Genomic DNA, 22590 nt, shown 5'->3' on the forward strand with positions numbered 1-22590 from the left:
TCGCCATGCCCGACGACAGCCAGGACCTCATCTCCGGCGGGCACTTGGTCGCCAAAGCACTCAAGGCAGAAGGCGTCGAGGTCATCTACACCCTCTGCGGCGGCCACATCATCGACATCTACGACGGCTGCGTCGACGAGGGCATCGATGTCATCGACGTACGCCATGAACAGGTCGCCGCCCACGCCGCCGACGGCTACGCCCGGATCACCGGCAAGCCCGGCTGCGCCGTCGTCACCGCCGGCCCGGGCACCACCGACGCGGTCACCGGCGTCGCCAACGCCTTCCGCGCCGAGTCACCCATGCTGCTGATCGGCGGCCAGGGCGCCCACAACCAGCACAAGATGGGCTCCCTCCAAGACCTTCCACACGTGGACATGATGGCGCCGATCACCAAGTTCGCCGCCACCGTCCCGGACACCGCCCGCGCCGCCGACATGGTCTCCATGGCCTTCCGCGAGTGCTTCCACGGCGCTCCCGGCCCCTCCTTCCTGGAGATCCCGCGCGATGTGCTGGACGCCAAGGTGCCGGTGGACAAGGCGCGCGTCCCGCAGGCCGGGCACTACCGCGCCTCCACCCGCAACGCCGGCGACCCCGAGTCCGTCCAGAAGCTGGCCGATCTGCTGGTCCAGGCCGAGAGGCCGGCGATCCTGCTGGGCAGTCAGGTGTGGACCACCCGCGCCACCGGCGCGGCCACCGAGCTGGTGCGCACCCTGAACGTGCCCGCGTACATGAACGGCGCCGGGCGCGGCACCCTGCCACCCGGCGATCCGCACCACTTCCAGCTCTCCCGCCGCTACGCGTTCTCCAACGCCGACCTCATCGTCATCGTCGGCACGCCCTTCGACTTCCGGATGGGCTACGGCAAGCGGCTCTCCCCCGATGCCACCGTGGTCCAGATCGACCTCGACTACCGCACGGTCGGCAAGAACCGGGACATCGACCTCGGCATCGTGGGCGACGCGGGGCTGATCCTCTCCGCCGTCACCCAGGCAGCCTCGGGGCTAGGGGGGTTTGGGGGGGTACCCCCCATAAGGCACAGTAACGGGGGCGCGGGCAAGCGCAAGGAGTGGCTGGACGAGTTGCGCGCCGCCGAGCAGACGGCGCTCGAGAAGCGGCTGCCCAACCTCCGGTCGGACGCCTCCCCCATCCACCCCTACCGCCTGGTCAGCGAGATCAACGACTTCCTCACCGAGGACTCGATCTACATCGGCGACGGCGGCGACATCGTCACCTTCTCCGGTCAGGTGGTCCAGCCCAAGTCGCCCGGCCACTGGATGGACCCGGGCCCGCTGGGGACGCTCGGCGTCGGGGTGCCGTTCGTGATGGCCGCCAAGCAGGCCCGCCCCGACAAGGAGGTGGTGGCGCTCTTCGGCGACGGCGCGTTCTCCCTGACCGGCTGGGACTTCGAGACACTGGTCCGCTTCGACCTGCCGTTCGTCGGCATCGTCGGCAACAACTCCTCGATGAACCAGATCCGTTACGGCCAGAAGGCCAAGTACGGCGAGGAGCGCGAGCGGGTCGGCAACACCCTCGGCGATGTGCCCTACGACCAGTTCGCGCGGATGCTCGGCGGCCACGGCGAGGAGGTCCGCGACCCGGCGGACATCGGCCCGGCGCTGCGCCGCGCCCGGGAGTCCGGCAAGCCGTCGCTGATCAACGTCTGGGTGGACCCGGACGCGTACGCCCCCGGAACCATGAACCAGACCATGTACAAGTAGGGAGGCGCCACCATGTCCCAGGCTCTCGAGGCCAATCAGGCTCTGTCGGGCATTCGCGTCCTCGACATGACGCATGTGCAGTCCGGTCCCTCCGCCACCCAGCTGCTCGCCTGGCTCGGCGCGGATGTGATCAAGCTGGAGAACGTCACCGGCGACATCACCCGCAAGCAGTTGCGCGACCTCCCGGACGTGGACTCGCTCTACTTCACGATGCTCAACTGCAACAAGCGGAGCATCACCCTGAACACCAAGAGCGAGCGCGGCAAGGAGCTCCTGACCGAGCTGATCCGCCGCAGCGACGTCCTGGTGGAGAACTTCGGTCCGGGCGCGGTGGACCGCATGGGGTTCTCCTGGGAGCGCATCCAGGAGATCAACCCCCGGCTGGTCTACGCCTCGATCAAGGGGTTCGGCGACGGCCCGTACACCAAGTTCAAGGCGTACGAGGTGGTCGCGCAGGCCATGGGCGGCTCGATGTCCACGACCGGCTTCGAGGACGGCCCGCCGCTGGCCACCGGGGCCCAGATCGGCGACTCCGGCACCGGAGTGCACTGTGTGGCGGGCATCCTCGCCGCGCTCTACCAGCGCACCCACACCGGGCGCGGCCAGCGGGTCAACGTGGCGATGCAGCACGCGGTGCTCAACCTGTGCCGGGTGAAGCTGCGCGACCAGCAGCGGCTGACGCACGGGCCGCTCGCCGAGTACCCGAACGAGGACTTCGGCGACGAGGTGCCGCGCAGCGGCAACGCCAGCGGCGGCGGCCAGCCCGGCTGGGCGGTCAAATGCGCGCCCGGCGGGCCCAACGACTATGTCTACGTCATCGTGCAGCCGGTCGGCTGGGAGCCGATCACCCGGCTGATCGGCCGCCCCGAGCTGGCCGATGACCCGGAGTGGGCCTCGCCCGAGGCGCGGCTGCCGAAGCTGGCCAAGATGTTCCAGCTGATCGAGGAGTGGTCCAGCACGCTGCCGAAGTGGGAGGTGCTGGAGCAGCTCAACGCCCACAACATCCCGTGCGGGCCGATCCTGTCCACCAAGGAGATCGTCGAGGACGCGTCGCTCGCGGCCAACGAGATGATCGTCGAGGTCGACCACCCCGAGCGCGGCGCCTTCACCACGGTCGGCTCCCCGCTGAAGCTCTCCGACTCCCCGGTCCGGGTCGAGCGCTCCCCGCTGCTGGGTGAGCACAACGAAGAGGTGTACGTCGGGGAGCTGGGGCTCGGCGACGAGGAAGTGCGGCTGCTCAAGACGAACGGAGTGATCTGACGGTGACGTATGACAACGATGCCGTGCGCGCGGTGCTGGACGCCGCCCGCGCCGAGGGGCGCACGGCGCTGACCGCCCCCGAGGGGAAACGGATCACCGACGCGTACTCCATCCCGACCCCGGCCGAGGGGCTGGCGGAGACCGCCGACGAGGCGGTGGCGCTCGCCGACCGGATCGGCTTCCCCGTCGTCCTCAAGATCGTGTCCCCGGACATCCTGCACAAGACCGACGCGGGCGGGGTGCGGGTGGGGCTGGCGTCCTGCGCCGAGGTGCGGAGCGCGTTCACCACGATCGTCGACAACGCCCGTGGCTACGACGCCAAGGCCCGGATCCAGGGCGTCCAGGTGCAGCAGATGGTCCCGGACGGCGGGCAGGAGGTCATCGTCGGCGCGGTCACCGACCCCACCTTCGGGAAGGTGGTGGCGTTCGGGCTCGGCGGGGTGCTGGTGGAGGTGCTGAAGGACATCACCTTCCGGCTGGCCCCGGCGACCGAGGACGAGGCGCTGTCGATGCTGGACGGGATCCGCGCCGCCGAGGTGCTGCGCGGGGTGCGCGGCGGGGAGGCGGTGGACCGCGCGGCGCTCGCCGATCTGATCGTGCGGGTCTCCCGGCTGGTGGCGGACTTCCCCGAGATCACCGAGGTCGACCTCAACCCGGTGTTCGCCACCGCGAGCGGGGTGCTCGCCGCCGATGTGCGGCTGCTGATCGGGGATCCGGCCCCGCGGACGCGCCGCCGCTACTCGCGCGAGGAGATCCTGGGCTCGATGCGCCGGCTGATGCAGCCGCGCTCGGTGGCGGTGGTGGGCGCCTCCAACGAGCAGGGGAAGATCGGCAATTCGGTGATGCGCAACCTCATCGACGGCGGCTTCCCCGGCGAGATCCACCCGGTGAACCCCAAGGCCGACGACATCCTGGGCCGCAAGGCGTACAAGACCGTCACGGACGTCCCCGGCGAGGTGGACGTGGCGGTCTTCGCGATCCCCGCGAAGTTCGTGCCCGCCGCGCTGGAGGAGGTCGGCCGCAAGGGCATCCCGAACGCGGTGCTGATCCCGTCCGGTTTCGCCGAAACCGGTGAACACGAGCTCCAGGACCGGATCGTGGCCATCGCCGAGGAGCACGGGGTGCGGCTGCTGGGGCCCAACATCTACGGCTACTACTCCACCTGGCAGGATCTGTGCGCCACGTTCTGCACCCCGTACGACGTCAAGGGGCCGGTGGCGCTCACCTCGCAGTCCGGTGGCATCGGGATGGCCATCCTCGGCTTCGCCCGGACGACCAAGACCGGTGTCTCGGCCATCGTCGGCCTCGGCAACAAGTCGGACCTGGACGAGGACGACCTGCTCACCTGGTTCGGTGAGGACGACCGCACCCAGTGCATCGCGATGCACCTGGAGGACCTCAAGGACGGCCGGGCCTTCGTGGAGGCGGCACGTGCCACGGTGCCCCGGAAGCCGGTGGTGGTCCTCAAGGCGGGCCGTACGGCCGCGGGCGCCAAGGCCGCCGGGTCCCACACCGGCGCGCTGGCCGGGGACGACGCGGTCTACGACGACATCCTGCGGCAGGCCGGGGTGATCCGGGCGCCGGGCCTGGGCGAGATGCTGGAGTACGCGCGGGCGCTGCCCGTGCTGCCCGCACCCCAGGGCGACAACGTCGTCATCATCACCGGCGCCGGGGGCTCGGGGGTGCTGCTGTCGGACGCGATCGTCGACAACGGACTGTCCCTGATGGAGATCCCCGAGGATCTGGACGCCGCCTTCCGCCGCTTCATCCCGCCGTTCGGCGCGGCCGGGAACCCGGTGGACATCACCGGCGGCGAACCGCCGTCCACCTACGAGGCGACCATCCGGCTGGGCCTGGCGGATCCACGGATCCACGCCCTGGTCCTGGGCTACTGGCACACCATCGTCACACCGCCGATGGTGTTCGCCGAGCTGACCGCGCGGGTCGTCGAGGAGTTCCGCGCCCGGGGCATCGCCAAACCGGTGGTGGCCTCGCTCGCGGGCGACACCGAGGTCGAGGAGGCGTGCGCGTACCTCTTCGAGCGCGGGGTCGTGGCCTATCCGTACACCACCGAGAAGCCGGTGGCCGTCCTGGGCGCCAAGTACCGCTGGGCCAGGTCGGCGGGGTTGCTCACCTAAGCGCTCCGCTGGAAGTGCCCCGACCTGCCGTCGATCGTCTGCGGCACCGTCGTGGCTGGTCGCGCCCGCGTGGCGGAGCCGCATATCGACACGGCCCCGCGCCCCTTCGGGGCGCCACCGAACCGCGACCGACTTCCACCGATCCGCATAGCAACCCGCGTTTCCCGGAGCACGAAGAGTTTGGACAGGGGGCGCTGGCCGGGTTCCTTCGAAGCCAAGGGGACGACATGAGCACAGCAGAACAGCCGGAAGGGGTCCTCCCCTTCCGTGAAGTGCAGGACAGCAAGGGACGTACGTATCGCATCGGCGAGACCGACCGCGACATCCTGGGCCACAGCCGGAAGCTGATGGTCTATCTGCCGTGGATCGCGATGATGGCCATCAGCGTGTCCGAGTACGCGTACGGCTCGGCGGAGGACACGCTCTCGGAGGCGCACGGCTGGACCCAGAGCAACACCTTCTGGATCCTCAGCGTCTGGGTGTTCTTCCAGGCGGGCATCGCCTTCCCGGCCGGATGGCTGCGGGAGAAGGGGATCCTGACCGCCCGCAGTGCGATGTTCCTGGGTTCGGGGCTGTGTCTGATCGGCTTCCTGGCCCTCTCGCACCTCGACAACGTCTTCGCGGCGATCGTCGGCTTCGGTGTCATCGGGGGCCTCGGCTCCGGGTTCGTCTACGCCACCTGCATCAACATGGTGGGCAAGTGGTTCCCGGAGCGGCGCGGCGCGAAGACGGGGTTCGTCAACGGAGGGTTCGCCTACGGCGCGCTGCCGTTCATCTTCATCTTCAACTACTGGTTCGACACCGGGAACTTCGACGAGGTCCTGGACCTCATCGGGGTCTATGTGCTGATCATCGTGGCGGTCTGCGCCTGGTTCTTCAAGGACCCGCCGAAGAACTGGTGGCCCGCCGACATCGACCCGCTGAGCTACGCCGGCAACGCCAAGAGCGCGGCGAGCCTGGCGAAGAACCCGCCTGCGGTGCGGCAGTACACGCCCAAGGAGGCCATCAGGACCGGAATGCTGCCGCTGATGTGGTTCTCCCTGGTGCTCACCGCGGGAGTGTCCATATTCGGCATCTCCTTCCAGGTCGACTACGCCAAGGAGGTGGGCTTCGGCCCGCTGGTGGCGGCCTCGTCCATGGGCATCATGTCCGTCATCAACGGTGTCGGACGCGGGGTGGTCGGCTGGCTCTCGGACCTGTGGGGGCGGAAGACGACGCTGGTCTTCGTCATCGTGGTGCTGGGCCTCGCCCAGTTCGGGGTGATCTGGGCCGGCGACATCCACAACGAGGTGCTGTTCCTCTTCTTCGCCTTCCTCTCCGGGTTCGGCGGCGGCGCCTTCTACCCGATGTTCGCGGCGCTGACCCCGGACTACTTCGGGGAGAACTACAACGCCACCAACTACGGCCTGGTGTACAGCGGAAAGCTGATCAGCGGGCTGTTCGGCGGCGGCCTCGGCTCGATGGTGGTCGACTCCTGGGGCTACGACGGCGCGTACGCGCTCGCCGGAGGCATCTCCATGGTGGCGGCCGGGGTGGCCCTGCTGCTGCGGCAGCCCGGCCGGCCGCGGGTCCGGGACATCGCCCCGAACCCGCAGCCGATCAGCCGCGAGGCCGTCTAGCCCGGCCGCGCGGGACCCTCGCTCAGCCCCGTCCGCCGCAGCGCAACGACCGCAGATAGCGAGCGGAGCGGCGGGCGGTGGTGAGCGAATCGGCGGGCTGGTCGTGCTCCACCATCCAGTGGTGGTCACGCCGCCCGCCATGGGTCTTGCCCACCGCGCTCAGGAAGCGGCGGTAGTCGATGTCACCGTCTCCGACGTCCACCATCCGGTAGCCGTCGGGGACGGTTTCGTCGTGCTCCCCGTCCTTGACGTGGAAGAGCGGATAGCGGTGCGGGGCCCGCAGGACGTAGGTCAGCGGCTCGAAGGGCGCCGGGGAGCCGTCGGCCTTCCTTCCGAAGCGGTACTGGGCCACGTACGCCCAGTAGATGTCCATCTCCAGGTGGACCAGTTCGGGGTCGGTCTCGGCGAGCAGCACATCGTAGAGGCGGACGTCCGGCCGGTCGGTGGCGAAGGAGAACTCCTCGGCGTGGTTGTGCTGGTAGAACTTCATCCCGCGCGCCTTGGCCGCCGCGCCGTAGGTGTTGAACTCCTCCGCGCAGCGCTTCCAGCCGTCGACCGTGGAGCCGTAGCGCCAGGGCCCGGAGGCGGTGCCCACATGCGGCAGGCCGAGCGCCTCGGCGTCGTCGAGGACCTGGGTGAGGTTGGTGGCGAAGGTGTACGCCTTGGGGTCGTCGGAGTAGTAGCCGACGTGGCTGCCGATACCGCGCAGCCCGTTGTCCCGCATCAGCCGCTTGAGCTGCTTGAGGGTGATGTCGCCGGTGCCCTGGGTGTATCCGGCGAACTCCACCTGGTCGTAGCCGTACCGGGCCAGTTCCTCGAAGACACCGGCGAAGCCGATGGACTGCACCTGGTCGCGGAGGGTGTAGAGCTGGATGCCGAGGTGGCCGCGGGGCACCAGCGGGCCGCCCCGGCCGTGCTGGGCCGACGCGGCGGTGGCGCCGCCCGTCTGGGCGGCCGCGGCGGTGCCGGTGCCGAGCAGACCGGCGGCCGTGGCGCCCGCGGCGACGCCGAGGAATCTGCGGCGGCGGAGGGTCTCGGCGAGTTCGGGGTTGTCCTGGGCCCTCTTCACGGGGTGTCTCCTTCGGTTGCGTTCGTCAGGCCGGCGAGGCTGAGGAGCAGGTTCTTGACGTCGGTGGCGGCCACTTGGCCGCTCACCGCGCCGGGCTGGGAGCAGAGGAGGACGGGGCTGTCCTCCTCGCGGTCCGGGAGGCGGCCGTGGCTGCCGCGCACCGGGGACGGATCGAGCGGGACGACGGCCATGCGGTAGCGCATCCCCGTCTTCTTGCGGGCCAGCGCGGTGGCGGCCCGCACCCGCACATAGGGGTCCTTGGGGTCCATGAACAGTTCGGCCGGGTCGTAGCCGGGCTTGCGGTGGATCTCCACCAGCTGGGCGAAGTCGGGGGCGCGGGCGTCGTCGAGCCAGTAGTAGTACGTGAACCACGCGTCCGGCGCGGCCACCGCGACCAGTTCCCCGGAGCGGGGATGGTCCAGGCCGTGGGCCTTCTTGCCCTCGTCGTCGAGGAGTTCGGCGATGCCGGGCAGCCCGGCCAGGGCGGCGCGGGTGGCGTCCAGGTCCTCCGCGCGGCGCACATACACATGGGCGAGCTGGTGGTCGGCGACCGCGAAGGCGCGGGAGGCGCCGGGGTCGAGGTACTCCATGCCGTCCTGGGTGTGCACTTCGAGCAGCCCGGCGCGGCGCAGCGCCCGGTTGATGTCCACCGGCCGGGAGACCCGGGTGATCCCGTACTCGGACAGCGCCACGACGGTACGGCCACGGGCGGTGGCGTCGTCGAGCAGCGGGCCGAGGGCGGTGTCGAGTTCGGCGGCGGCGGAGTGGGCGCGGGGGTCGTCGGGGCCGTACCGCTGGAGGTCGTAGTCCAGGTGCGGAAGGTAGGTCAGCACCAGATCGGTGGGGCTGGTGCGCAGGATGTGGCGGGTGGCGTCGATGATCCACTGCGAGGAGACCAGGTCGGCGCCCGGCCCCCAGAAGTGGAAGAGGGGGAAGGTGCCGAGCTTCGCGGTGAGTTCGTCGTGCAGGGCGGGGGGCCGGGTGTAGCAGTCCGGCTCCTTGCGGCCGTCGGCGTAGTAGACGGGGCGCGGGGTGACGGTGATGTCGGTGTCCGAGCCCATCGCGTACCACCAGCAGATGTTGGCCACGGTGTAGCCGGGGTGGGCGCGGCGGGCGGCGTCCCACAGCCTGTCGCCGCCCACCAGTCCGTTGTGCTGCCGCCACAGCAGCACCTCGCCCATCTCGCGGAAGTACCAGCCGTTGCCGACGATGCCGTGTTCGGCGGGTGTGGTGCCGGTGAGGAACGTCGACTGGGCGGCGCAGGTGACGGCGGGCAGCACGGTGCCCAGCGTGGCGCGGGAGCCGGAGCGGGCCAGGGCCTTGAGGCGGGGCATGTGGTCCAGCAGCCGGGGGGTGAGCCCGACGACGTCGAGGACGAGGAGGGGGGTGGGGCCGGTCCTGTCGCTCCTGTCGCTCCGGTGGCTCAGGTCGCTCATGGCAGCTCCTTGAGGCCGAGGTCGGTCAGCAGGTCGCGGGCGAGGGCGAGTTCGGCGGCGATGCCGTCGGCGAGCCGGTCGCGGGTGCGGGGGCGCAGCTCGGGCGGGAGCGCCTGCCAGGTGTAGGTCTCCACTTCGAGGTGGCGGGTCAGCGGGGCCGGCCCGCCGACGAGACGGGCCAGGGCGTCGGTGAGCACCGGGAGGGTGGAGGTGAGCGGGGGTTCGGGCGGGGCGTGCAGCGGTACGTGGAAGTGCGACCGCCAGGGCGCGGTGTCCGCCAGCCCGCCCGCGAGCGCCTGGTCGAGGTCGTCGGTGCCGGTGACGCCGCCCCCGGGGGCCCGGGTGCGGGTCTGGTGGAGGAAGCGGGGCTCGGCGAAGGCCGCGAGGGCCTCCCGTACGGCGGGCCGCTCCGGGTCCTCGGCGTGCAGCGCGGCGGACAGCTGTGCCTTGACGACCGGGACCCCGGCGGCGGTGAGCGCGCCTGTGGCCGTGTGCGGATCCTCGAACTGGGTCGCCAGGTGGCAGGTGTCCAGGCAGATCCCGACGCGGTCCAGGGGCGGGCCGCCGGGCGCGGTGAGCGCCTCGATGGCCTGCGCGGTGGTCTCCACTGTGCAGCCCGGCTCGGGCTCCAGGCCGATGCGGACGGAACGGCCGGTGAGCTCCTGGATGGCGTCGAGCCGCTGGGCGAGGGTGGTGAGGTGGCGGCGGGCGGCGCGGGCCCGTTCGGCGTCGAAGGGGGTGCGCCAGGCCAGCGGCAGGGTGGAGACGGAGCCGTCCGCGATGTCGTCGGGGAGCAGCGCGGCCAGCAGGCGGGCCAGATGGGTGGTGTGCTCCAGCCGCTCCGGATCGGTCCAGTCGGGCTGGTAGACGCGGTACTTGACCTCCTGGGCGCCGAACCCTTCGTACGGGAAGCCGTTGAGGGTGACCACCTCAAGGCCGCGGGTGTCCAGCGCGGTGCGCAGTCTGCGCAGTTCGGCGGGGTCGGCGCTCAGGGTGCGGGCGGCGTCGCGGGCCAGCCACAGGCCGATGCCGAGCCGGTCGCGGCCGAGGCGGCGGCGGACCGGTTCGCAGTGCAGCCGGAGCTGCTCCACTACGCCGTCGAGGTCTTCGGCGGGGTGGACGTTGGTGCAGTAGGCGAGGTGGACGGTGGAGCCGTCGGGGTGGCGGAAGCGCATGGGGTCCTCCTCACCGTTCCGTCGGCGCGGCGGCCGGGGCGCCGCCGCGCAGGATGGAGTTGCCCTCGTGGGTGGCGGTGGCCGCGGTCTCCTCGGTGTCGAGGTCCAGGTCCAGGCGGCCGCTGAGCCCGTAGAACGCCACCGGGTTGCGCCACAGCACGAGGTCGACGTCGTCCTCGCTGAACCCCTCGGCGCGCATCAGGTCGCCGACCCGCCGGGTCTTGAGCGGGTCGCTCCTCCCCCAGTCGGCGGCGGAGTTGACCAGGACCTTCTCGGGCCCGTACGCCCGCAGGATCGCGACCATCCGCTCCTCGTCCATCTTGGTGTCGGGGTAGACCGAGAAGCCCAGCCAGCAGCCGCTGTCCTTGGCCTCCTTGACGGTGGTCTCGTTGAGGTGGTCCACCAGGACCCGGTCCGGGGGCAGCGCGGACTCCCCGACGACGTCGAGGGTGCGGCGCAGCCCGGCCAGCTTGTCGCGGTGCGGGGTGTGGACGAGGGCGGGCAGCCCGTGGTCGGCGGCGAGCTGCAGCTGGGCGGCGAGGGCGGTGTCCTCGGCGGGGGTCATCGAGTCGTAGCCGATCTCGCCCACGGCCACGACGCCGTCCTTGACGAGATAGCGCGGCAGCTCGTCCAGGACGGGGGTGCAGCGCGAGTCGTTGGCCTCCTTGGGGTTGAGGGCGAGGGTGCAGTGGTGGGCGATCCCGTGCTGGGCGGCCCGGAAGGGCTCCCAGCCGAGGAGGGAGTCGAAGTAGTCGTAGAAGCTGGCGGGCGAGGTGCGGGGCTGCCCGAGCCAGAAGGACGGCTCGACGAGGGCGCGCACCCCCGCGGCGTACATGGCCTCGTAGTCGTCGGTGGTGCGGGAGGTCATATGGATGTGGGGATCGAAGATGCGCATCAGGACTCCTCGCGGGTCAGGGCGCGGGGCGCGCCGGGCAGGGCGCGGGTCATGGCCAGTACGCGGTCGAGATCGCCGGGCACGGGGCGCCCGGCGGCGGTGCGCTCATGGGCGTAGTCGCCGAGCATGCGGCCCAGCTCGCCGTCGCCGCGCGCCCGCCGCTCCCAGTCGGCCACGGCGGTGAGGGGCACTCCCGTGAACAGGCACTTGAGCACGGCCTGCCGCCAGCTGTGCGGAGGGAGGTGCCGGGCGGCGTACGGCCCGACGGCGGCGGCCACGAGCCGGGTGTCGTTGGTCCGCAGGGCGTCCTCGACGAGCGGCACGGCGTCGGCCCCGGCGAAGAGCGCGAGACGCGGAAGCGCCCGCAGCACGGCCCGGCGCTCGGCGCCCGTGCCATGCGCGTACAGCCTGGCGACGGTGGGCGCGTCCGCGCGCGCGGCGTGGAGGATGAGGACGCGGGCGGCGTCGGGGAGGTCGTGGGGGGCGAGGTCGGCGGCGGGTCCGGGGGCGAGGTCGTCGGCGGCGGGTCGGGGGGCGCGGTCGTGGGCGACGGGTCGGGGGGCGCGGACGTGGCGGCCCGCGGAGGCGAAGTCCAGCTCCCAGCGGGCGGGGCCGGGAGCGTCCGGGAGCGGCCCGGTCTTCGCCGCGTCCGTCAGCGCCTGTTCCAGCCAGACGCGGCCCGCCTCGTCCAGGCGCCGCTCCACGGCGGCGCGGAGTTCGGTCACGGTCAGCATCGGACGCCTCCCTCGTTCGCGGCCCGTTCGGCGTCCTTGAGGAACCGCAGGGAGGCGCGGGCCAGTTCGGGACCGGCGTGGGAGTGGCGGGGCAGCTCGACGCCGACGAGTCCCCGGTACCCCGCCGCGCGCAGCGCCTCCAGGACCGGCGGGAAGTCGATCTCCCCCTCGCCGAACGGCAGATGTTCGTGCACCCCGCGCCGCATGTCCTCGATCTGCACATGCCGCACCCAGGGCGCCGCCGCCCGGACGCACTCGGCGGGCGGGTCGGGTTCCAGGCACTGGCAGTGGCCGATGTCGAGGGTGAGGCCGAGGGCGGCCGGATCGCCGAGCGCCGTGCGCAGCCGGTGGAAACCGGCAAGGTCGGCGAGGAGATGCCCCGGCTCCGGCTCGATCGCGAGGGAGACGCCCACCGCCCCGGCGGCCACGACCACCGGCCCGAGGGCGTCCGCCAGCCGCCGCCACGCCGTCTCCCCGGACTCACCGGGCGGCAGCACCCCGCTGAAGCAGTGCACGGCCGGGGCCCCGAGGTCTCCCGCCACCCGCACGGCCCGCAGCAGCAGACCGACCCGGGCGCCACGGGCCTCGGGGTCCGGGTCGAGCAGGGTGGGGTGGTGCTTGCGCCGGGCGTCGAGCACATACCGGGCGCCGGTCTCGATCGCGACACCGAGGCCGAGCCGCTCGAGCTCGCGGGCCACGCGGCGGGTGCGGGCGGCGAGGTCCGGGGCGAGCGGGTCGAGGTGCATATGGTCGAGGGTCAGCGAGACGCCGTCGTAGCCGAGGTCGGCGAGGAGGGCGAGGGCGTCGCTCAGGCGCAGGTCGGTCAGACCGTTGGTGCCGTAGGCGAAGCGGAGGGGTTCCGGGGTGGGGCGGCCGGGGTCGCCGGTACGGCTCATGTCGCGCTGACCTTTCTCGACAGCCGTCGGGCGACGGGCATGAGCGCGAGCAGCCCCGCGGCCGTACGGTGCGCCCCGGCGCGGGAGGCGAGTACGGCCTGAAGCGGGATCATCGCGCGGATGCCGCTGCCGACGGCACGCTGGAGGAGGTACGGGGACGGGTTGAGCGCGGCGTGCGCCAACGGCCGGGCGACCGTGGCCACATACCCGCCCGCGAGGGCGACCCCGGCGACGGCCGCGAAGCGGCTTACCGCCGCGCCGCGCGAGGGGATGGTCAGGGGCGCCCCTGCCCCGGCACGCGGCCCGTCCGGCGGGCCGCCACCGGTGGCCGCCGCAACGAGCCGCCTCGCCGGACCACCGCGCCCTGCCCGTACGCCCTTGCCCCGCGCGAGCTCGTGGGTAACTGCGGCCGTGGTGCGCTGGACGACGGCCGCGAAGCGGCTGACCGCCGCGCCGGGCGAGGGGATCCCGGTGCGCCGGGGCATCGCGGCCCCGGCACGTGTGCCGCCCGGCGGGGCGGCGTGTCGAGTGGCGGCTGTAGCCGCCGCGACGAGTCGCGCCGCCGGACCGCCGCGCCGTGCGCCCGCGCCCGTGCGCCGGGCATGGGCAAGTCCCTGAGTCACGGCGGCCACGGCGCCCTGGACGACGGCCGGGGCGGACGCGGCGGCCTTGGGCGACGCATCCGCCCGGACGGTGGCGGCCATGTGCCGCGCCGCCGCGCTCCGGCTCCGCATGCTGGTGACCGTCCGGCCAACGGCCGCGCCCCCAGAGGGGCCTCGCCCCGACCTGGACACGCGGCCCACGGCCGGGAGGCGGCCCAGCTGTGCGAGGGCGCGCCGAGGGACCCACCGCCGACCGGGGCGGTTGCCCCGGCCCGAAGGAGCCGGGGCGGCCAGGGCCCCGGCGAGTCGCCGAGCCGGACCACCGCGGCGCAGGCCCGCGCGGGAGAGCTCCCTCGTGAGGGCCGCGGCGGCACCACCGGTGGCCGGGTCACCTGCCGGAGTGCCGCGGCGGCTCGGCGTGGTGGCACCGTTCGCACCCGCGACCGGCGCGCCGTGGCCCGCTTCAGGACCACGCTCCGAAGCGGGCGCCGGGCGCCTGGTGGCGGCCCAGGCGATCGCCGCTCCCGTCGCGAGGGCGCCGAGAGGGGCCGTTGAGGAGCCGCCGACCGCCTCGTGGCGGGAGACCGTGGTCACCGCGAGGGTGTGGGCGCCCAGGAGGGCGGCCGGGCGGAGGGCCGGGCGTATGTGCCCGGCGGAGGCCGTGGCGCCGAGGAGGAGGTCCAGCGCGCGGGCGGCGGCCATGGTGGGCGGGCCCGCGGGCGTGTTCTTCAGCCCCAGGTCGTACGCCCACACCGTGCCCGCCAGGGCCGTCGCCGTGGTGAGGGCCGGACGGCCCGCGGCGGCGGCGCAGAGCAGTCCGGCGGCGGTCAGCCCGGTCGCGGCGGTCAACGCGGCGGCCGGGGCGATACGGCCCGACGGCAGCGGGCGGCCGGGGCGCTCCACGGCGTCGATGTCCCGGTCGGCCCAGTCGTTGAGCGCCATGCCCGCCTCGTACAGGCACAGCGAGGCGCAGACCGCGAGCGCCGTGCCACGGTTGGGGCCGCGCCGGGCCGCGGCCGCGCCCGCCAGGGCGTCACCCGGCACGGTGAACAGGGCCGAGACCCTGAGGAGTTCGGCCCAGTCGCCCCACTTGCCGAGGGGCCCCCGTTCCCCCGCCTCGGCCGTCACGACCGGCCCCGCAGCCGCCCGGCGAAGCCGATGAGCGCCGCGTACTGGTCGGCGAGGGCGGCCGGGCCGCCGTCCGGGTCCTTGAAGTAGAAGCCGAGTTCGGGGAGCGGTCCGGTGAGGCCGCACTCATGGGCGCGGGCGGTCAGCCGGGCCAGATCGAGGACGAGCGGGGCGGCGAGGGCCGAGTCGCAGCCCTGCCAGATGGTCTGGAGGACCATCCGCGAGCCGAGGAAGCCCTCGAAGGAGACGTGGTCCCAGGCGGTCTTCCAGTCGCCGAGCGCGGGCACGTTGTCGATGTGCAGTTCGCCGTCGGGGAGTTCGCCGAGGGTGTCGGAGAGGACCCGCGCCTTCCCCGCGTTCTTGGCGGCCGCGGCGCCCGGGTCGGCGAGGGCGGCGCCGTCGCCGCCGCCGAGGAGGTTCGTACCGGACCAGCTCCGTACGGCCAGCGCCCGCTGGGCGAACATCGGCGCGAGGACGGACCGCAGCAGCGTCTGCCCGGTCTTGCCGTCGCGCCCCGCGTACGGCAGCCCGGAGCGCTCGGCCCGCTCGCGCACCCGGGGGTGGTGGAGCCCGGTGGAGGGCGTGAAGTTGACGTACGGGCATCCGGCGCGCAGCGCGGCGGCCGCGTAGAGGGAGCTGGGCGGCAGCGTCCCGACGTCCTCCGGGGCCGCTTCGGTGGAGGCGACGTTGACGACGACGGCGCGGGCGAGGCCGTGCGTACGGAGGAACTCGGTGAGGTCGGCCGCGAAGGCCGCGATCAGCTCCTCCTCGCCGCGGCCGTCGCCGGGCTGTGGCCCGCCCGGGCGGACGGCCGCGTCGGCGGCGGCGAGTTCGCCGCGTACGGCGGCGGGCAGCCCGTGCGGCAGCACCCCGTCGGCGGCCAGCGCCTCGGCCCGCTTGGGCAGCGGGGTGGCGGCGGTGTCATGGCCGCCGAAGACGAGGTCGGCGAGCGCGGGCAGGCCGCTGTCCGCGAACGCCGCGGTCTCGGTGACCATTCCGGTGGCCGGCTGCAGCCCCCCGGCGACGGCGGCACAGCCCGCCACGGCGGTGGTGGCGACCGAACCGCGGGCGCCGATGAGCCAGACCCCCGTACGGGGTGCGTCGCGGAGTGGGGTGATGTCGTCGGGACGGGTGGTCACTGGCTGCCTCCCGGGGGCTGGGCGTGGGTTGCGCAGATGGTTCGGGGCTCCGCGGATCCGCATGGCGGCGCCGGTCCGGTCGTGGCGTAGGGGTGGTGTGGTCGGGCGGGCGTGGCCGAGGCCGCCCCGCGCCCGGGAGTCGGGGCCGGGGCGGGGCGGCCGGAGCCGCCGGGCGGGTGACCCGGGGCCGTCGGGGTGGCGGCGGCGGACAGGTGGTGGGGGTGGCGGCGGGAGGAGGCGGCGTACTCCTGCCCGCCGCCACGCCGTCCCCACGGCTCCCCTCGGGCCGTCGGGACGGCGGACCGTGGGCGCCTAGCCGTCGTGGTGGTGCTGGTGGTGGCCGCCGCCCTTCGCCGGCAGGTCCTTGACGCGGATGTCGCGGAAGGAGACCTCGTCCCCCTCCCCGTGGTTCTGGATGCCGACGTAGCCCTGGAGCAGGCTGCGCGCCGGGTCCCGGTTGGTGAAGTCGTTGATCTTCACGCCGTTGAGCCAGATCCGCAGCCGCTCGCCCTGTACGCGGATCTCGTACGTGTTCCACTCCCCCGGCGGGTTCAGCGCCGCGTCCCGCTTGGCGAGGTCCGCGGACTGGAAGCCGTAGACCGAGCCGGTGGTGTGATCGGGGGTGTCCGTGGCGTCTATCTGCACCTCGTAGCCGTTGTCGACCGCCGACCAGGGGTCGTCGGAGGCGGGGAAGCCGACGAAGACGCCGGAGTTGTCGTCGCCCGCCATCTTCCAGTCCAGCTTGAGCGAGTACGAGCCCAGCTCGCGCGCCTGGTACCAGAGCATGCCCATGCCGCCGGTCGAGGTGAGGGTCCCGGACGCGGTGTCGAGGGTGAAGCTCCCGGGGCCCGCCTGCTTCCAGCCGTCCGTCGAGGTGCCGTCGAAGAGCGGGCGGTAGCCCTGCTCGGGGCGGCAGTCGGCGTGGGCGGCGCCGGTGGCGTAGCGGATGCCGCCGAGCAGGTGCCGGCGGAAGGCGGGGTCGGCGTAGGACTCCTTGGTGTGGCCGAAGCCGGTGTAGAAGGCGCGGCCGCCCCGGTACTCCTGGCACCACGAGATGGGGTGGTCCTCGCCCATCGCGCCGCCCTGGTACGAGGATTCGTCGAGCGTGGCGAGGACCCGCACCCGCTCCCTCGGGTTGGTGCGGTAGTTGTACCACTCATCGGTCCGCTCCCACGTCGGCGCCAGATGCGCGGTCGCGGGGTTGGCCCGGTCCTCGACGTTCACGGTGGCCTGCTGGATCGCGGGGTGGGACTGGAAGTACGCCCCGGCCAGGCCCTCGTAGAAGGGCCAGTCGTACTCGGTGTCGGCGGCCGCGTGGACGCCGACGTAGCCGCCGCCCGCCCGCACATAGCCCTCGAACGCGGACTGCTGGGCGGTGTCGAGGACGTCGCCGGTCGTGGAGAGGAAGACGACGGCGTCGTAGCGGGCGAGGTTGTCGGGGGTGAAGGCGGCGCCGTCCTCGGTGGCGTCCACGGCGAAGTCGCTCTGCGCGCCGAGTTCCTTGATGGCGGCGACGCCGTCGGGGATGGAGTCGTGGCGGAAGCCGGCCGTCTTGGAGAAGACCAGGACCCGGTCGTCGGCGGCGCCGGACGTGGCGGCCCCGGACGCGGCGGCGGGCAGGGCCGTCAGGGCGAGCAGCAGCGTGGCCCCGACGGCGGCGAGCCGCGCCCCACGCCGGGAGCGGGTACCGGAGCCGGGTCCGGAGTCGCGTCCGGAGTCGGGTCTGGAGTGCGGAGAGGTGTGCGGGTGCATATCCGTCGTGCTCCTTCCTCCCGGGCCGGGGGCGGCGGCCGGGTACGGCCGCCGCCCCCGGCCCCGGGCGTCAACTCGTCAGCCGGTGCCGATCGTGAAGTCGTCCACGTCGAAGAGCGCTCCCGCACCGCCCTTGAAGACGAGGGACAGCGTGGTGGTGCCGGTCGGGGGTTTCGTCAGCGTCGTCTTGACGTCCTGGAAGGTCTCCCAGTCGCCGGTCACCGGCACGGTGACGGTGCCGAGCAGCCGTCCGGCCGGGGAGCCGCTGTGGATCTCCAGCGTGCCGCCGGCGCCCGCCGAGGAGACCCGTGCGGTGAAGTCCTTGGCGTTGCCCAGCACATACGGGGTGAAGGAGATCCAGTCCCCGTTCTCGATGTTGCCGACCGTCTTGCCGCCGTTGGCCGGGGTGTGGTTGATCACCGAGACGCCCTGGCTGTCGTCGTAGTGCTCGGCCTGGCGGTGCTTGGGCTGGACGATGGACTGGTCGTGGGTGGTCAGCGGCGGCTGGCCGCCACCGCCGCCGTCGGTGTACTCGGCGTCGAAGACCCCGAAGATGTTGGCGTTGGGGTCGTGCTCCCCGTCCGCGTTGGTCTTGATGGTGCCGGAGCAGCCGTTAGCCGTGGTGACGGGGTGGCCGTGGCTGTCATGGCCGAGGATGTAGGTGACCTTGACCTTCGCGCAGTCGACGGTGCCGTCCTCCGGGTCGGTCACCTTGACCTTGAACGGGACCTCGTCGCCGAAGCTGAACAGCTGGCCGTCGGCGGGCAGTTGCAGCGTCACCTTGGGCGCGGTGTTGCCCACGGTGAGGTGCACATTGGCACTGGCGGTGCGGCCGGTGGGGTCCTTGACGGTGAGGGTGGCGGTGAAGGTGCCGTTCTTCTTGTACGTGTGGGTGGGGTTGGTGGCGGCGGAGGTCGTGCCGTCGCCGAAGTCCCAGCTGTAGGCGAGGGTGTCGCCGTCGGCGTCCGAGGTGCCCGCCGAGGAGAAGGCGACCTTCATGGGCGCCTTGCCGGAGGTGCGGTCGGCGCTCGCCTCGGCGATGGGCGAGTGTCCGCCGGTGGCGTTCTCGATCCGGTAGAGCGCGGAGTGCTCGTCGCCGTTGAAGTAGCCGAGGCCGTAGTCGAGTACGTACAGCGCGCCGTCCGGGCCGAAGGCCGAGTCCATGACCTGGGTGCCGGACCACGGGAAGTCGTTGATCTTCTGCACGGCCCCGTCGGCGCCCTGCTCGATCCGCTTGATCCACTGGCGGCCGAACTCCCCCGCGAAGAAGTTCCCGTTGTACGACTCGGGGAACTTCACCGGTGAGTCGAGCGAGGCGTCGTAGCGGTAGACCGGCCCGGCCATCGGGGACTCGGAGCCGGAGCCGAACTCGGGCACGGAGTCGTTGTCGTACGGGATCCAGGCGGGCTGGGCGGGCGGCAGATCGGTGAGCCCGGTGTTGTACCGCGAGGTGTTCTCGGGCGCGGCGCAGTCGAAGGCCGGGCCGGAGGTGCCGGTGGCGAAGTCGTAGTCGCGGTACGGCTTGTTGTCGGCGATGCAGTACGGCCAGCCGTAGTTGCCGGCCTTGGTCACCCGGGCGAACTCGACCGCGCCGCCGGGTCCGCGCTCGGGGTTGGCGGCGCCGGCGTCCGGTCCGTAGTCGCCGACGTAGACCGTGCCGGTGGGCTTGTCGACACTGATCCGGAACGGGTTGCGGAAGCCCATCGCGTAGATCTCGGGCCGGGTCTTCTCGGTGCCGGGCGCGAAGAGGTTGCCGTCCGGCACGGTGTACGAGCCGTCGTCGGCCACCTTGATCCGGAGCACCTTGCCGCGCAGGTCGTTGGAGTTGCCCGCGGAGCGCCGGGCGTCGAAGGCCGGGTTGCGGTTGTCCCGCTCGTCGATGGGGGTGAAGCCGTCGGACTCGAACGGGTTGCTGTCGTCGCCGGTGGACAGGTACAGGTTGCCGTCGGCGTCGAAGTCGATGTCCCCGCCGACGTGGCAGCAGATGCCGCGGGACGCGGGGACGTCCAGCACCTTCTTCTCGCTGCCGGTGTTCAGGGTGCCGTCGGCGTCGAGGGTGAACCGGGAGAGGCGGTTGACGCCGTCGAACTTGGCGAAGTCGGCGGCCGTGCCCGTGGTGGGGGCGTCGCCGGCGGGGGTGTCGAGCGGGGGCGCGTAGTAGAGGTAGATGGCGCGGTTGTCGGCGAAGCCGGGGTCGATGCCGACGCCCTGGAGCCCTTCTTCGTCGTGCGAGTAGACGGGCAGCTTGCCGGACACCTTGGTCTCGCCCGTGGCGTCGGTCAGCCACAGGGTGCCGTCGCGCGAGGTGTGCAGCACGGAGCGGTCGGGGAGTACGGCGAGCGTCATGGGCTCGCCGGTCTCCTCCACGCCCTTGGCGAGGGTCACCTGCTGGAACTGCTCGGCGGCCGGGGCGGGTTGATCCGCTTGATCCGCGCCCGCCTGGGGAGCGGTGAACGCGAGCCCCGCGCCGACGAGCAGTGCGCTCGTGACGAGCGCGAGGGGACCGCGCAGTCGAAGCCTTTTCCTGTGCACGCTGATCCTCCGTGGAAAGAGGGGGGTACGGGCGGGCCGTCAGGCCGCCGTGACTGGCACAGGCGCGCGCCGTCGCGCCGGGATGACCGGTCCGGGGCGAGGGGCCCCTATGTGTCCGGTACATCTCAAGGACCGTAGCGGGGTTTGTCCGGTCCGGAAACCCCTTTGACGCAAAACAGGTGCCACTTCATCCACGGGCAGGACAAAGCTGGGTGGGGGTGCGGTGTGCGGTCCCCCACCCAGGGGCCCTTGGACGGACGGGTCCTCGTCGCTACTTGTCGCCGCCGCCGAAGGCCGCGTCGAACGACGCCGTCGGCGGGTCGAAGTCGAAGTGCTTCAGCCGGGCCAGCGCCTCCGGGGCGCCGGTGAGCCGGTCCATCCCGGCGTCCTCCCACTCGACCGACACCGGACCGTCGTACCCGATCGAACGCAGCATCCGGAACACGTCCTCCCACGGCACGTCGCCATGGCCCGCGGAGACGAAGTCCCAGCCGCGCCGGGGATCGCCCCAGGGCAGGTGGGAGCCGAGGCGTCCGTTGCGGCCGTCCAGCCGCTTCCGGGCCTCCTTGCAGTCCACGTGGTAGATCCGGTCCCGGAAGTCCCACAGGAAGCCGACCGGGTCCAGGTCCTGCCAGACGAAGTGGCTGGGGTCGAAGTTGAGCCCGAACGCGGGGCGGTGGCCGACGGCCTCCAGGGCCTGGTGGGTGGTCCAGTAGTCGTAGGCGATCTCGCTGGGGTGCACCTCGTGGGCGAAGCGCACGCCCTCGGCGTCGAAGACGTCGAGGACCGGGTTCCAGCGCTCGGCGAAGTCCTCGTAGCCCCGCTCGATCATCCCCGGCACCACCGGCGGGAACATCGCCACCAGATGCCAGATGGAGGAGCCGGTGAAGCCGATGACGGTGCGCACCCCGAAGGCGGCCGCGGCGCGTGCGGTGTCGGCCATCTCGGCGGCGGCCCGCCGCCGTACGCCCTCCGCCTCGCCGTCGCCCCAGATCCGGGCGGGCAGGATGGCCTTGTGGCGCTCGTCGATGGGCGAGTCGCACACCGCCTGGCCGACCAGGTGGTTGGAGATGGCCCAGCACTTGAGGCCGTACTTCTCCAGCAGCTCGCGCCGCCCGTCCAGATAGCCGGACTCGCCGAGTGCCCGGTCCACCTCGAAGTGGTCGCCCCAGCAGGCGAGTTCCAGTCCGTCGTAGCCGAAGTCACGGGCCAGCCGGCAGACCTCCTCCAGGGGAAGGTCGGCCCACTGGCCGGTGAAGAGCGTGAAGGGTCTGGGCATTCCGGCCTCCTCCTCAGACGGGTACGGGGGTGTAGACGCAGTTCTTCTCCGCGCTCTCCTCCACGGCGGCCAGCACCCGCTGCACCTGCAGCCCGTCCTCGAAGGACGGCTCGGGGCCGGTTCCGTCGGCGATCGCGAACACCATGTCCCGCGCCTGGTGGACGAAGGTGTGCTCATAGCCGAGGGCGTGGCCCGGCGGCCACCACCCCTCGAGGTAGGGGTGCTCGGGCTCGGTCACCAGGATCCGGCGGAAGCCGGAGTCCACCGCGGGCTCGGTGTGGTCGTGGAAGGACAGCTCATTGAGCCGCTCCAGATCGAAGGCGAGCGAACCGCGATCGCCGTTGAGCTCGATCCTGAGCGAGTTCTTACGGCCCGCGGCGAACCGGCTGGCCTCGAACGACGCCACCGCGCCGGAGCCGAACCGCCCGGTGAACAGCGCCGCGTCATCGACCGTCACCGGTCCGCGCGCCGCCCCGCCCGCCCCGGCGCCGCCGAGCCCGGCCACCGCGCCGGCGGGCAGCGGCCGCTCCCGGATGAACGTCTCGGTGAGCGCCGAGACGCCGACCAGCCGCTCCCCCGCCAGATGCTGCGCCAGGTCGACGATGTGCGAGCCCAGGTCGCCGAGGGCGCCGGAGCCCGCGTACTCCCGCCGCAGCCGCCACACCAGGGGGAACTCCGGATCGACGATCCAGTCCTGGAGATAGGTCACCCGGACGTGCCGCAGCACGCCTATCCGCCCGCCCGCCACCATCCGGCGGGCGTAGGCGATCGCGGGCGCGCGGCGGTAGTTGAAGCCCACCATCGCCACCTGGCCGCGCTCCCGGGCCCGCCGGGCCGCCTCCACCATGGCCTCGGCCTCGGCCACGGAGTTGGCGAGCGGCTTCTCGCACAGCACGTGCTTGCCCGCCTCCAGGGCCGCGATGGCGATCTCGGCATGGCTGTCGCCGGGGGTGCAGACGTCGACCACCTGCACATCGTCCCGGGCGATCAGCGCCCGCCAGTCGGTTTCGGCGGCGGCCCAGCCGTGCCGGTCCGCGGCGGCCCGTACGGCGTCCGCGTCGCGCCCGCAGACGGCGGACATCGCGGGGCGGGCGGGGAGGTCGAAGACACGGCCGACGGTGCGCCAGCCCTGGGAGTGGGCGGCGCCCATGAAGGCGTAGCCGACCATGCCGACGCCGAGTGTCTTCGCTTCAGGATTTTCCATGGGACTCCTTC

At 72.6% G+C, this 22590-nt stretch carries 15 protein-coding genes and 1 pseudogene; 4 read left to right on the top strand and 12 right to left on the bottom strand.

The window, feature by feature from the left end; all coding sequences use genetic code 11:
• Positions 1–5 precede the first annotated feature (5 nt).
• From LIV37_RS12695 to LIV37_RS12710, 4 genes are all read left to right on the top strand, one after another.
• Positions 6–1721, top strand: coding sequence for a thiamine pyrophosphate-binding protein (locus LIV37_RS12695; protein WP_020867514.1), 1716 nt, complete (start codon positions 6–8; stop codon positions 1719–1721).
• Positions 1722–1733: 12 nt separating this feature from the next.
• Entirely contained in the window at positions 1734–2981 is a 1248-nt protein-coding gene (frc, locus tag LIV37_RS12700; protein WP_020867515.1) for a formyl-CoA transferase, read from the top strand.
• Between the two features lie 2 nt (positions 2982–2983).
• Positions 2984–5119, top strand: a complete 2136-nt coding sequence (locus tag LIV37_RS12705; RefSeq protein ID WP_020867516.1) for an acetate--CoA ligase family protein — start codon at positions 2984–2986, stop codon at positions 5117–5119.
• A 227-nt stretch (positions 5120–5346) separates the two neighbouring features.
• Positions 5347–6738 (top strand): OFA family MFS transporter, encoded by a 1392-nt coding sequence (locus LIV37_RS12710; protein WP_121825533.1) that lies wholly within the window; start codon positions 5347–5349, stop codon positions 6736–6738.
• Between the two features lie 22 nt (positions 6739–6760).
• Here the strand turns inward: LIV37_RS12710 and LIV37_RS12715 are convergent, their stop codons facing one another.
• From LIV37_RS12715 to LIV37_RS12770, 12 genes and pseudogenes are all read right to left on the bottom strand, one after another.
• Entirely contained in the window at positions 6761–7807 is a 1047-nt protein-coding gene (locus tag LIV37_RS12715) for a sugar phosphate isomerase/epimerase family protein (RefSeq protein WP_020867518.1), read from the bottom strand.
• Complete coding sequence (locus tag LIV37_RS12720; RefSeq protein ID WP_020867519.1) at positions 7804–9243, bottom strand: alkaline phosphatase family protein; 1440 nt, start codon at positions 9241–9243, stop codon at positions 7804–7806. The genes LIV37_RS12715 and LIV37_RS12720 overlap by 4 nt, the downstream gene beginning before the upstream one ends.
• Positions 9240–10418, bottom strand: coding sequence for a metabolite traffic protein EboE (gene eboE, locus LIV37_RS12725; protein WP_020867520.1), 1179 nt, complete (start codon positions 10416–10418; stop codon positions 9240–9242). Before eboE ends, LIV37_RS12720 begins: the two co-directional genes overlap by 4 nt.
• 10 nt (positions 10419–10428) lie before the next feature.
• A complete protein-coding gene (locus LIV37_RS12730; RefSeq protein WP_020867521.1) occupies positions 10429–11313 on the bottom strand; it encodes a TatD family hydrolase in 885 nt (294 codons plus the stop codon).
• Positions 11313–12047, bottom strand: a complete 735-nt coding sequence (locus tag LIV37_RS12735) for an EboA domain-containing protein (RefSeq protein ID WP_020867522.1) — start codon at positions 12045–12047, stop codon at positions 11313–11315. Before LIV37_RS12735 ends, LIV37_RS12730 begins: the two co-directional genes overlap by 1 nt.
• Positions 12041–12943: a sugar phosphate isomerase/epimerase family protein gene (locus tag LIV37_RS12740; RefSeq protein ID WP_020867523.1), complete on the bottom strand. Its 903-nt coding sequence runs from the start codon at positions 12941–12943 to the stop codon at positions 12041–12043. The genes LIV37_RS12735 and LIV37_RS12740 overlap by 7 nt, the downstream gene beginning before the upstream one ends.
• A 995-nt stretch (positions 12944–13938) precedes the next feature.
• Positions 13939–14673, bottom strand: a pseudogene (locus LIV37_RS52565) (SCO3242 family prenyltransferase); the annotation flags it as partial.
• A complete protein-coding gene (locus LIV37_RS12750) occupies positions 14670–15875 on the bottom strand; it encodes an inositol-3-phosphate synthase (RefSeq protein ID WP_373920613.1) in 1206 nt (401 codons plus the stop codon). The pseudogene LIV37_RS52565 and the gene LIV37_RS12750, both read right to left, overlap by 4 nt.
• A 249-nt stretch (positions 15876–16124) precedes the next feature.
• Complete coding sequence (locus LIV37_RS12755) at positions 16125–17564, bottom strand: ThuA domain-containing protein (RefSeq protein ID WP_020867527.1); 1440 nt, start codon at positions 17562–17564, stop codon at positions 16125–16127.
• 78 nt (positions 17565–17642) lie between these two features.
• Positions 17643–20096 carry a carbohydrate-binding protein gene (locus LIV37_RS12760; protein WP_020867528.1) on the bottom strand — a complete coding sequence of 818 codons (2454 nt, stop codon included), beginning with the start codon at positions 20094–20096 and terminating at the stop codon, positions 17643–17645.
• A gap of 271 nt (positions 20097–20367) precedes the next feature.
• Positions 20368–21375 (bottom strand): sugar phosphate isomerase/epimerase family protein, encoded by a 1008-nt coding sequence (locus LIV37_RS12765; protein ID WP_020867529.1) that lies wholly within the window; start codon positions 21373–21375, stop codon positions 20368–20370.
• A gap of 13 nt (positions 21376–21388) precedes the next feature.
• Positions 21389–22579, bottom strand: a complete 1191-nt coding sequence (locus LIV37_RS12770; protein ID WP_020867530.1) for a Gfo/Idh/MocA family protein — start codon at positions 22577–22579, stop codon at positions 21389–21391.
• Positions 22580–22590 lie beyond the last annotated feature (11 nt).

Source organism: Streptomyces rapamycinicus NRRL 5491, assembly GCF_024298965.1.
GTDB classification, from domain to species: Bacteria; Actinomycetota; Actinomycetes; order Streptomycetales; family Streptomycetaceae; genus Streptomyces; species Streptomyces rapamycinicus.

Coding starts and splice junctions, on each gene's coding strand:
- LIV37_RS12770 (WP_020867530.1), bottom strand. CDS start 22,579: ATGGAAAATCCTGAAGCGAAGACACTCGGCGTCGGCATGGTCGGCTAC.
- LIV37_RS12735 (WP_020867522.1), bottom strand. CDS start 12,047: ATGCTGACCGTGACCGAACTCCGCGCCGCCGTGGAGCGGCGCCTGGAC.
- LIV37_RS12765 (WP_020867529.1), bottom strand. CDS start 21,375: ATGCCCAGACCCTTCACGCTCTTCACCGGCCAGTGGGCCGACCTTCCC.
- LIV37_RS12710 (WP_121825533.1), top strand. CDS start 5,347: ATGAGCACAGCAGAACAGCCGGAAGGGGTCCTCCCCTTCCGTGAAGTG.
- LIV37_RS12730 (WP_020867521.1), bottom strand. CDS start 11,313: ATGCGCATCTTCGATCCCCACATCCATATGACCTCCCGCACCACCGAC.
- LIV37_RS12755 (WP_020867527.1), bottom strand. CDS start 17,564: ATGCACCCGCACACCTCTCCGCACTCCAGACCCGACTCCGGACGCGAC.
- LIV37_RS12695 (WP_020867514.1), top strand. CDS start 6: ATGCCCGACGACAGCCAGGACCTCATCTCCGGCGGGCACTTGGTCGCC.
- LIV37_RS12720 (WP_020867519.1), bottom strand. CDS start 9,243: ATGAGCGACCTGAGCCACCGGAGCGACAGGAGCGACAGGACCGGCCCC.
- LIV37_RS12750 (WP_373920613.1), bottom strand. CDS start 15,875: ATGCGGATCCGCGGAGCCCCGAACCATCTGCGCAACCCACGCCCAGCC.
- LIV37_RS12740 (WP_020867523.1), bottom strand. CDS start 12,943: ATGAGCCGTACCGGCGACCCCGGCCGCCCCACCCCGGAACCCCTCCGC.
- frc (WP_020867515.1), top strand. CDS start 1,734: ATGTCCCAGGCTCTCGAGGCCAATCAGGCTCTGTCGGGCATTCGCGTC.
- eboE (WP_020867520.1), bottom strand. CDS start 10,418: ATGCGCTTCCGCCACCCCGACGGCTCCACCGTCCACCTCGCCTACTGC.